The sequence below is a fragment of the Vibrio sp. YQ_11 genome, assembly GCF_043103065.1.
GTDB lineage: Bacteria > Pseudomonadota > Gammaproteobacteria > Enterobacterales > Vibrionaceae > Vibrio > Vibrio parahaemolyticus.
The window spans coordinates 215,252-226,501 of record NZ_JBICJM010000010.1; the positions used below are offsets into that span (position 1 = coordinate 215,252).

7 protein-coding genes are annotated in these 11,250 nt (G+C 46.7%); all 7 read right to left on the bottom strand.

The window, feature by feature from the left end; genetic code table 11:
• Nucleotides 1-12: 12 nt before the first annotated feature.
• Nucleotides 13-1,275: a bifunctional tetrahydrofolate synthase/dihydrofolate synthase gene (folC, locus tag ACF8EG_RS08160; protein ID WP_069504732.1), complete on the bottom strand. Its 1,263-nt coding sequence runs from the start codon at nucleotides 1,273-1,275 to the stop codon at nucleotides 13-15.
• Nucleotides 1,276-1,320: 45 nt separating this feature from the next.
• On the bottom strand, nucleotides 1,321-2,247 hold the full coding sequence (accD, locus tag ACF8EG_RS08165) for an acetyl-CoA carboxylase, carboxyltransferase subunit beta (RefSeq protein WP_005460141.1): 927 nt from the start codon (nucleotides 2,245-2,247) through the stop codon (nucleotides 1,321-1,323).
• 184 nt (nucleotides 2,248-2,431) lie between these two features.
• A complete protein-coding gene (truA, locus tag ACF8EG_RS08170) occupies nucleotides 2,432-3,226 on the bottom strand; it encodes a tRNA pseudouridine(38-40) synthase TruA (protein ID WP_005479529.1) in 795 nt (264 codons plus the stop codon).
• 89 nt (nucleotides 3,227-3,315) lie between these two features.
• Nucleotides 3,316-7,209, bottom strand: coding sequence for a FimV/HubP family polar landmark protein (locus tag ACF8EG_RS08175; protein WP_069504733.1), 3,894 nt, complete (start codon nucleotides 7,207-7,209; stop codon nucleotides 3,316-3,318).
• A 198-nt stretch (nucleotides 7,210-7,407) separates the two neighbouring features.
• Nucleotides 7,408-8,421, bottom strand: a complete 1,014-nt coding sequence (locus ACF8EG_RS08180) for an aspartate-semialdehyde dehydrogenase (protein ID WP_005460137.1) — start codon at nucleotides 8,419-8,421, stop codon at nucleotides 7,408-7,410.
• Nucleotides 8,418-9,551, bottom strand: a complete 1,134-nt coding sequence (locus ACF8EG_RS08185) for a 4-phosphoerythronate dehydrogenase (protein WP_053815744.1) — start codon at nucleotides 9,549-9,551, stop codon at nucleotides 8,418-8,420. The genes ACF8EG_RS08180 and ACF8EG_RS08185 overlap by 4 nt, the downstream gene beginning before the upstream one ends.
• A 398-nt stretch (nucleotides 9,552-9,949) precedes the next feature.
• Entirely contained in the window at nucleotides 9,950-11,161 is a 1,212-nt protein-coding gene (gene fabB / locus ACF8EG_RS08190; protein WP_005460738.1) for a beta-ketoacyl-ACP synthase I, read from the bottom strand.
• Nucleotides 11,162-11,250: the final 89 nt, after the last annotated feature.

Here is an 11,250-nt window from a genome sequence, read left to right on the forward strand (position 1 = left end):
AGTTACCTTTGATTACTTATTCTTTGATTGCCAATGCTCCAATACCTCACCTACGGTATGGAATGAGCCTGCGACCAACACAACATCGTTTGAAGCAGCGCTGCTTAATGCACTCTCAAAGGCTTCAACCGGTGTTTGGAACTGAACTTGCCCTTGCGGTAGGTATTGGCACAATTCATCCGCCGTTGCAGCTCGTGGCCCAGTCAACGATGCTGGATACCAATGCGTCGCGATAGGCTTAAGCGCGGCCAATGTCGCTTTGATGTCTTTATCATGCAGCATTGCAATCACAACGTGGATAGTTTTCCCCGCGTACTGAGTTTTCACCTTTTCAACTAAATACTCAGCAGAATGAGGGTTATGCGCCACGTCCAACACAATTTCTGGCTCGTGTTGAAGCAACTGCATTCGACCCGCGAGTCGAGCATTATTCAAGCCATTCACGATGTTTATGTCAGTGATTTGCAATTCCGATGCGCCTAGAGCCATTAAAGCAGTGGCAGCATTTGGAAGCGGTAGCGAAGGCAGAGGAAGATCCTCAAGCGCAAAAGCACCACTACTCCACTTCCAACCTTTCTCAGTTAGAGCGTAGTCAAACTGGATGCCGACTTGGAAGAATTCAGCGCCGATATCATCAGCATGGGCTACAACCGTCGCTGGAGGCAGTGGTTGACCACAAATCGCGGGTTTACCTGCGCGGTAGATGCCCGCTTTTTCAAAGCCGATAACATTGATGTCGTCACCAAGCCAATCTACATGGTCGATCGCCAGGCTGGTGATCACTGACACATCGTGATCAACGACGTTTGTTGCATCTAGTCGCCCACCTAAACCAACTTCAAGAAGCACTACATCGACGTTTTCGACTTGGAAAATACGCAGCGCTGCAAGCGTGCCGAACTCGAACAGACTTAAACTGATGTTACCACGTTGTTTTTCTACATAGTCAAACGCTTCACAGTGCTTAGCATCTTCCACGTCTACACCATTAATGCGCACACGCTCGTTATAACGAATCAGATGAGGAGAACTGTAAACGCCTACCGAATAGCCAGCGTCGAGTAAGATCGCTTCCATTAGCGCACACGTTGAGCCCTTGCCATTGGTTCCGGCAACAGTGATTACGGTGGGAGCAGGTTTGGTGAGATTGGCTTTTGTCGCTACCGCTTGAACGCGGTCTAAGCCTAAATCGATAGCTGAGGAATGAATATTTGATAAATAATCAAGCCACATCGCTAAAGGAGATGTGGCTTGAGGAATTGGGTTTTGGGTCATCTAACTTTAACCATTAATTTCTTTGGCTTTATGTTAGTTGTTACTTTACCCTTTTTCGTCCACTTCTGGTACAGAATATGGTTCTTCATTTGGAGATTCGTTAACCGAAACCACCAATGGAGACTTGTGGTTAGTCATCTTAGCGATAAGACCACCCACACGTTGACGCATTTCACGACGGTCAACGATCATATCAATTGCACCGTGCTCAAGCAGGAATTCGCTACGTTGGAAACCTTCAGGAAGATCTTCACGTACCGTTTGCTCGATTACACGACGACCAGCAAAGCCGATCAACGCTTTAGGCTCACCAATGTTGATGTCGCCCAGCATCGCCAAACTTGCCGATACACCGCCCATGGTTGGGTCAGTAAGAACCGAAATAAATGGCAGGCCTTTTTCTGACAGACGCTCAAGTGCCGCACTGGTTTTCGCCATTTGCATTAGAGACATCAACGCCTCTTGCATGCGAGCGCCGCCACTTGCAGAGAAACACACAAGCGCGCAGTTGTTCTCGATTGCGGCTTCTACTGCTTTAACAAAGCGAGCACCAACCACAGAGCCCATTGAACCGCCCATGAAAGAGAATTCAAACGCACACGCTACTAGAGGCATGCCTAATAGCTCACCTTGCATAACGATCAGCGCGTCTTTCTCGCCACTGCTCTTTTGTGCTGCGGAGATACGCTCTTTGTATCGCTTAGAATCTTTAAACTTCAGTTTGTCTTGAGGCTCAAGCTCAGTGCCTAGCTCAACACGGTTACCTTCGTCCAAGAATGTTTCCAAACGACGACGCGCTTTCATACGCATGTGATGGTTACACTTAGGACAAACTTCTAGATTACGCTCAAGTTCAGCATGGTAAAGAACCTGCTCACAAGAGGTACATTTCGTCCACACACCTTCTGGGATAGAAGCTTTACGTGAACTAACTAGGTTACTTTTCTCTAAAATCTTTTCAAGCCAACTCATGGAAGACCTTTTCTCTCAACTCTTCCGCTTCATTGCGAAAGATATAAATTCGAAATAATACCGACGGATTAAACCATATCTTGCGACGAGTGTAGATAAAAAACTGGTTGTACCTATTTTCGATATCGTTAATTACTGATGTTATGCGGCTACACTACCGATATTTTGAAGCAAGTTTGTGAATTTAGTTCAAATTATCTGGCAAAAACAGCGGACCAATCGGCACGCAAGGCAATTCAAATTCTTCTGGATAATCGACATCGACTAAGTACAAACCTTCAGCCTTCGCTGTTGCACCTGCAAGTTTGCGATCTTTTGCCTCAAGCAACCACTTGATCCACTCTGGTTTTTCTTCACCACGACCAACTTTAATCAGGCTACCTGTGATGTTTCGAACCATGTGGTGAACGAACGCGTTCGCTTTAATGTCGATAACAACATAATCACCATGACGAGTGACGTTTAAATGCATCAAATTACGACACGGACTCAACGACTGACAATGCGCTGCACGGAATGATGAAAAGTCATTTTCACCTAACAAATATTGCCCGGCTTCATGCATTTTCTTTTCATCTAGCTCGCCGTGATAATGGCTCACACCCGAGTTCAAAATGCCTGGGCGCAATGCGTGATTAAAAATGATGTAGCGGTAACGACGCGCTGTTGCTGAGAATCGCGCGTGGAAGTCATCAGGAACTTCTTTTGCCCAGCGAACAGCGATGTCACTTGGCATGTTCGCATTTGCGCCCATAGTCCAAGCCACCATTTTTCGATTAACGTTGGTATCAAAGTGAACAACTTGTCCCGTACCATGTACACCCGCATCAGTACGACCTGCACACTGCACTTCGACAGGGTGGTTCGCAACGATGGACAACGCTTTCTCTAGTTCTTCTTGAACACTTTTCACTTCTCTTTGGCGTTGCCAACCAAAATAATTTGTACCGTTGTATTCGATACCTAATGCGATTCTCATCTTAACCTTCGAACTCTAAAATGGGGCGGGAAGTATATACTCAAGTCCCTTCAGATACAAAAAGGGCAGCTCTCGCCACCCTTTTTGATTTATCGACCGTTTATGGTATCGATGAGGTTTTTCGCTTCTCGGCGAATGTCATCTTCACCGTAAACTATCGCCTCTTCTAACAGTTTGATCGCACCTTGAGGATCGTTCATTTCAAGGTAGATTTTAGCAAGGTCCAACTTACCTGCTGCTTCTGCATTGGTATCTACATCAACGTCACCGATATCACCAATCACATCAGGGAACTCATTCAAACCGACATCGAGCATCAGTTCTTGCTCTTCAAACTCACCACCTTCTTTGTCCACTTGAGCCATCAGTTCATCAATAGTCATAAACTGATTTTTCTTAGGGTCAAAGTCATCAAGATCTTCCTGCTCGGCCCAGTTCTCTTGCGCGATTTCAGGTTGAGTCAGCGCTTCGCTCGAACTCCACACTTCTTGCTGGTCTTCAGGGACTTCTTCCGTAACCGATGGTTCAGGCATGTCTGATGCTGGCTTAAAACCATCCCAGTCATCACCGACATCCAACATAGTTTCGAAATCCATGCCTGCACTTGCAATGGTGTCGCTGTCGAGTTTGCCATCAAACGCTTCAGCACTTGGCTCATCTGCAAGTAAGTTAGCCATCGTTGATTCATCAAAATCGTCTAACTCAGATGGAGATTCAATAGCAGTTGGCTGCTCTACCTCTTGATCAAAACTGTTTTGAGCGAAGACTTCAAAAAGCGCATCATGGTCATTATCTGCCTGGAGAATTGGCTTAGGCGCAACTTTTGATTCTGATGAAGATGATGCTTCAGCCATAGCCGCTATAGCATCTTCTTCACTGAACTCTGGCAGTTCAGTATCATCGAAGTTGAACTCTTCTTCCGCTTCGGCTGCTGGTGCTGCCGCTTGACGTTCAGATTCTGGTAGCTCAGGTTCATCAGCCATAGATGCTAATGCATCTTCTTCGTCGAACTCTGGTAATTCCAGTTCGTCGAAGTTGAATTCTTCTTCCGCTTCGGCCATTGGTGCTGCCGCTTCACGTTCAGATTCTGGCAACTTCGGCTCATCGGCCATAGATGCTAACGCATCTTCTTCGTCGAACTCTGGCAGTTCCAGTTCGTCGAAGTTGAAATCTTCTTCCGCGTCAACGGTTGGCGCTGCGGCTTGAACTTCAGCTTCTGGTAGCTCAGGCTCATCGGCCATTGAAGCTAACGCATCTTCTTCGTCGAACTCTGGCAGTTCCAATTCATCAAAGTTGAACTCGTCCTCATCAACGTCAGTGGACGTTGCCGCGACAGGTTCTTGTTCAAGTTTGTTTTCAGCTTCAGGCTCAACGTCGTCTAGCAACCAGTCTTCTTCTTGAGGAACGCCAAATTCATTCTCAACGGTATTCGGCGTTGGCGTGAATGCAGGTTCTTCCTCTTTACTGGTAATTTCTGGTTCAGTCTGTTCGTCGCGAAGTTGATACTCACCATTTTCAGAGGACAGCTCTTCAGCCGATGGCATCAAATTTTCTTTGACAGATGAGTTTTCTAACTCTTCAGCAAAACCTTCTTTGCCTTCCAGAAGTGCGTCTAGCTCGGCGGCAAAATCTGCACTTTCTTGCTCAGTTTCTTCAAGAACGGTGTTGTCAGATTCAAACAGTTCATCCAGCTCAGTCATCAGAGGATCATGCTCTGGTGACATTTCCTCAAGATCACCTAAGAAGTCATTGCTATTAAACGGGACGCTTTCTTCTTGGAATGATTTCGTTAGTTCTGGTTCTGATGCAGCCGGTGGTTGTGGCTGCGCCTCGCTCAGTAGAGCGTCGATATCTAAGCCAGATTCAAGTTCTAACTCTGAGGCGTCTTCTTCAACCTGCACGGTTAGCGGCTTTTCTTCTTCTGGCTCAAGCGCTTTATTTTGTTCCGTTTGAGGCTCAATCTCTTCAAAACCAAAATCAGCCACCAAGTCATCGTCTAACTGACTCTCATCAGCAGTGACTACCTCATCCTCACGAATCAAATCATCGAATGGGTCAAGCTCGCTCGTGGTCTCGTCTTCTAAAACGGGCTCATCATCGTCGTCTTGCAGTAACTCATCGAGTAAATCAACGCTGTTTTCGTCGAGTTCCTCAATTACTTCTTCAGCCTCAAAATCAGATAGCGCTTCCAATTCGTTGAGCGGATCGAACTCTTCCTCGGTTTCGTCTTCATCGAAATCGATCAATTCGTCGAGTAGCTCAGTGCTGTTTTCATCGATATCGGTGTCATCAGTCAAACCCGCCAGACTTTCGAGTTCATCAAGTGGGTCAAGCTCAGTTGATGTTTCTTCTGCTGGTTGATCGTATTGAGCTAATAGCTTATCAATATCGTCATCCGACGCCTCTCCTGCCGAGAAATCCTCGTCTGAGACTTGCGGCTCTGGCTTGGTATCTTCAACGTCAAGATCTAAATCATCGTCGCTAAGTTCTGCGAATAAATCGTCCAGCATCGCTTGATCAACGCTGCCACTTGAAAGGTCTTCCGATGGTTCATCATCAGCAAGAAGTTTGGCAAATTCATCATCAGAAATAGCGTTATCGTCGTCGGACAAGTCGAAGCCTGTTTCGTCTTCGTCGAGCACTTCAAGTTCTGGCGTCACTTCATCAAGCGCACGTTCCATCTCTTCAAGGCCCAGCGCTTTCTCGTCGCCATTGACTTGAATGCCGCTCGTTGAAGAATCAAACTCGTCAAATCCAACGTCTAAATCACCATCATCGCCGATACCGGCAAATGGATCTTCGCCGTCATCGCCTTCTAAGTTGAAGTCTAGTTCTTCGTCATCTAGGTTTGCGAAGACATCTTCTTCAAGCTCAGCTTTCTCATCCTGCTCTAATAGCGGTTCAGAGTCATCATCACCAAACAAGTCATCATCTAGGCTGAGCTCATCATCAAGTTGGTCAGCGGCAGCTAAACCTATTGGTGCCGCAAGCGGGTCGATATCTTGTGTCTGCTGCTGCGCGGCTTCCTCTTCTTTCGCTTTCGAACGACGACCAAGTAGCATGACAACCAACAATGCAAGCAGAGCACCTGGAATCAAGGCAGCGAGTCCGACTAGCCAACCATTGGATAGAATCTTATCCATCGTACTTGGCTGCATGCGTTGCTGCTCAGCAACACGTTGGCGCTCTTCTGCCAACAGCTTTTCCACTTCCGAACGAATGCGCTCTTCGTCGTTAAGCTCGCTTTTGAGTGTTTCAACTTCGCTCTGAACTTGAGACAGCATGAGGCGCAGACGATGGTTTTTCTCTTCTAGTGATTCAAGCTCACTTTGCGAGCCCTGCAGCTTGTCTTTTAGCTCACTAACCTGCTTTTCACCTTGCGGTGACGTCGAAACTGGTGGCACGTTTGCTGTCGTTTCAACAGGTTTAACTGGTTCAGGTTTTGGTGGAGTAACAACTGGCGGTTTTGGCGCGGTAGGCTCTGCAACAGGTTTAGGTTTAACCTCTATCTGTTTAACTGGAGCTGGCTTTTCTGGCTTGGGTTGTTTTAGTCGTAACTCATGCGCCTTCATAATGGCAACAGCTTGCTCAGTCGTCGCACTGCGAACTTGCTCTAATGAGGGAACACGAAGACGGCTGCCTGGGATCAGCTCGTGGATGTTTTGATTGTCAAACGCTTGAGGGTTGATTCGATAAATGGCGAGAAGCGTTTGTTGTACCGAGACATTACGTGACGGTCTTAGCTCAGAAGCAATCGACCACAGAGTTTGGTTTTCACCTGTCGGGCCGAAAAAGCGCGAAGGCTGAGTATTCTCAGGTGGAGTAGGTAATGCTCGTTCGATCTCTTCAGCATAGCTCGGAGATGATTGCACTTCACCAGACGGCCCAACGAGACGAATCCCTTCGGCTTGAACCACTGACGATGTCTGAGTCGCGCTCATCAACACAAGGGCTGCTAACAAACGCTTATAATTTTGACGCATAGAAGGCTCAGTTTTGTGCTAGAAACAATTTGAAATGGTGATCGGTTAAATATATCGGATATACCACGCAAAACTATAGCTTTGGGGGTAAAAAATGTGTGGCTCTCGCCATATTCGTACTAATCTCACACAAATTTACATCGTTCGAACAAAAAAGCCTCGCTTAATGCGAGGCTTTACGGTTCTTATACCACTAACTTAGTAGTAATCGCGGATCAGTACTTCGGCGATTTGTACAGCGTTCGTTGCTGCACCTTTGCGCACGTTGTCAGCCACAACCCATAGGTTTACGCCGCTGTGGTGGCTAATATCGTTGCGAATGCGGCCAACCATTACGTGATCTTTACCGCCCGCATCACGAACTTGTGTAGGGAAATCGTCACCGTGGAATACTTCTACACCTTCGGTTTGCTCAAGAAGGTTAATTACTTCTTGCGCGTCGATTGGTGAACGAGTTTCAACGTGAACCGCTTCTGCGTGGCCGTAGAACACCGGCACACGAACACACGTTGGGTTTACGGTGATTGAAGGATCGTTAAAGATTTTCTGAGTTTCCCACACCATTTTCATTTCTTCTTTGGTGTAGCCGTTTTCCATCATCTGATCGATTTGTGGAATACAGTTAAACGCGATCTGTTGTGAGAACTGCTTCTTGTCAGCTGGCAGACCATTTAGCAACTTAGCGGTTTGACCAGCCAACTCATCAATGCCCGCTTTACCCGCACCTGATACCGATTGATAAGTTGAAACGTTGATACGCTCAATACCGACAGCATCGTGGATTGGTTTAAGTGCGACTAACATTTGGATAGTCGAACAGTTTGGGTTGGCGATGATGTTACGGTTACGGAACTCAGCAATCGCTTCAGGGTTTACTTCAGGCACAACAAGAGGAATGTCGTACTCGTAACGGAAGTGTGACGTGTTGTCGATAACAATCACACCTTCATCAGCTGCGATTGGCGCCCATTTTGCAGATAGATCGCCACCAGCCGAGAACAGAGCGATGTGCGCTTGAGACCAATCAAACTCTTCTACGTTTTGTACGCGTACGGTTTTACCATTGAAACGGTAAGTCTTGCCTTCGCTACGCTCACTTGCCAATAGGAACAGTTCACCGACTGGGAACTTGCGCTCTTGAAGCACTTCTAAAATTGTTTCACCGACCGCACCGGTCGCACCCAAAATGGCAACATTGTATTGCTGGCTCATTGACTTACCTCAATCTGAAAACCTAGTTCTGCTAGTGGTGCAAGGTTGCATGTTTCATTTCCCACTAGCGTGACAGCGCTGTATTCGCGGCGATCCCAGTAGTTTTTACGCATCAGGTCAAACGCACCTGGCTTACTGATTTCACGTCGGAAAAGAGCGTCATCTTTACGCACATCATAGATTACCTGTGTGATGTTATGCAGTGTTGCTTCATCCCATGCTCTGTCCAACATCATCGTTGGAACAGGCGCAGTTGGCAGTAAATCGCTGGCATGCGCACGTAATTCGTTATTTAAGAACTCGCAGTAGCTATTGAAAATCATTGTCGTACCGCGAGCTTTCCCTTCCAGACCATAGCCTGCAACGTGAGGGGTTGCGAATGCTAGCAGAGGCAGAAGCTCCATATCAACCTCTGGTTCAAATTCGAAGACATCCAATGCTGCAGTGAAACCATCTTGTTTCATTAAACGTTGCTTCAATGCTTGGTTATCAACCACAGGGCCACGCGCCGCATTGATAAGAATTTGATCACCACGAAGACCGTTCAGTACTTTCTCGTCAATCAAATGATGCGTTGGGTGCAGGCCGTCTTTAGTGATTGGCGTGTGTAGTGTGATGATGTCTGATTGTTCGATAAGCTCAGCTAACGGAGTAAAGCTGCGAGGATCACCCGCCTCTTGCTTGAATGGGTCGTTGATAAGGACGTTGATGCCCATGCCTTTCAAGCACTTCTCTAGATAGCTACCCACTTGGCCCGCACCAATAATACCTACGGTTTTATCAAAGACCGAAAAACCTTGTTGCTGCGCGAGTACCATCATGACGCTAAATGCGTACTCTGCAACGCCAACTTTGTTACAACCCGGTGCTGCAGTAAAGAAAATACCCTTTTCTTTCAAAAGAGCTTGGTCAACGTGATCCATACCCGCTGTCGCCGTACCAACAAACTTAAGCTTGTTCGCTTTGCTGATCAGTTCAGCGTTTACTTTGGTTACCGATCGAATCATCAGAGCATCGATATCAATAAGGTCATCAGCAGTCAGGGTACGACCCGGTTTTAGAATCACTTCACCAAGTTGGCTGAATAGCTCTTCAGCGTACGGCATGTTTTCATCAACAATAATTTTCATAGCGCCAGCGTTTTTAAGATCCATTTTATGAGTTTGTTTATTCGCAAAAAGCGAAGCTATGGCGATTGTGCCCTTTTCGGGAAAAATCTCAAGATATAAACCCAATAAACCTCAAGGTGGAGAATCGCTTGGTTTGTCGAGGTAGCAACAATCGGCATCACGGACTTCCCAACAGGGAAAGTACATGAGTAACACGAAAAAATGGAATGATGAAAAAAGAAAAAGCCCGGCTAAACTAGCCGGGCAAAGTTCCAGAACAAAAGGATCCTATCCCGCTCTCCTTGGGATAGAGTCTGCGTCTGTTCGATCAGTTTGACTGATCAAGCTCTGGAAACTGGTTTGTGGGCATTCAAATCACAATGAACAACACCAACAAATTCAGTTAGCTTTGGTGTTGATTACGCTTGGTATTTTTTGATAACCAATGTTGCGTTGGTACCACCGAAGCCAAAGCTGTTTGACATGACTGTCGTTAGCTCTGCGTCGCGAGCTTCTGTCACGATATCCAGACCTTTTGCCGCTTCATCCAAGTTTTCAATATTGATGCTTGGCGCGATGAAGTTGTTGTCTAGCATTAGAGTCGAGTAAATCGCTTCGTGAACACCAGCCGCACCTAGAGCGTGACCTGTCATCGCTTTTGTTGCAGAGATTGCTGGGCTGTTGTCGCCAAATAGCTCTTGGATTGCGCCTAGCTCTTTTACGTCGCCAACTGGAGTAGACGTACCGTGAGTGTTAACGTAATCAATGCTGTCAACGTCTTGCATTGCCATCTTCATACAACGCACAGCGCCTTCACCTGAAGGTGCTACCATGTCGTAGCCATCAGAAGTCGCACCGTAGCCTACGATTTCGCCGTAGATTTTCGCGCCACGTGCTAGAGCGTGCTCAAGTTCTTCGATAACCAGCATGCCGCCGCCGCCAGAGATAACAAAACCGTCACGGTCTGCATCGTAAGTACGAGACGCTTTTTCTGGCGTATCGTTGTATTTAGTTGATAGTGCGCCCATCGCATCAAACATCATCGTTTGAGACCAATCTAGCTCTTCACCACCACCTGCAAACACGATGTCTTGTTTGCCAAGTTGGATAAGCTCCATTGCGTGGCCGATACAGTGTGCAGATGTCGCACAAGCTGAACTCATTGAGTAGTTCACACCACGAATTTTAAATGGTGTCGCAAGACATGCTGATACGGTAGAAGACATAGTACGAGGAACCATGTAAGGGCCTACGCGTTTTACGCCTTTCTCGCGCATAATATCGGTTGCTACCGTTTGGTTTAATGCAGAAGCACCACCAGAACCAGCAACGATACCTGTACGATCGTTTGAAACTTGTTCTTCAGTTAGACCAGCGTCTTCAATCGCCTGCTGCATTGATAGGTATGCATAAGCAGCCGCATCACCCATAAAGCGCATCTGTTTACGGTCAATATGCTCCGCAGGGTTGATTTTTAGATCACCCCAAACTTGCGAACGAAGACCGTGTTCTTTGAACTGCTCAGACGCAGTGATGCCAGATTTGCCCGCTTTAAGAGACGCTAGAACTTCTTCGACGTTGTTACCGATACTTGAAACAATACCCATACCGGTGATTACGACTCGTTTCATTATGACATTCCTATAATTCAAAAATCCGCTAGATGATAACTAAGATAGTCAACAAAAGTGGTCAGCTTTCCCATAAATTCGTACAATCG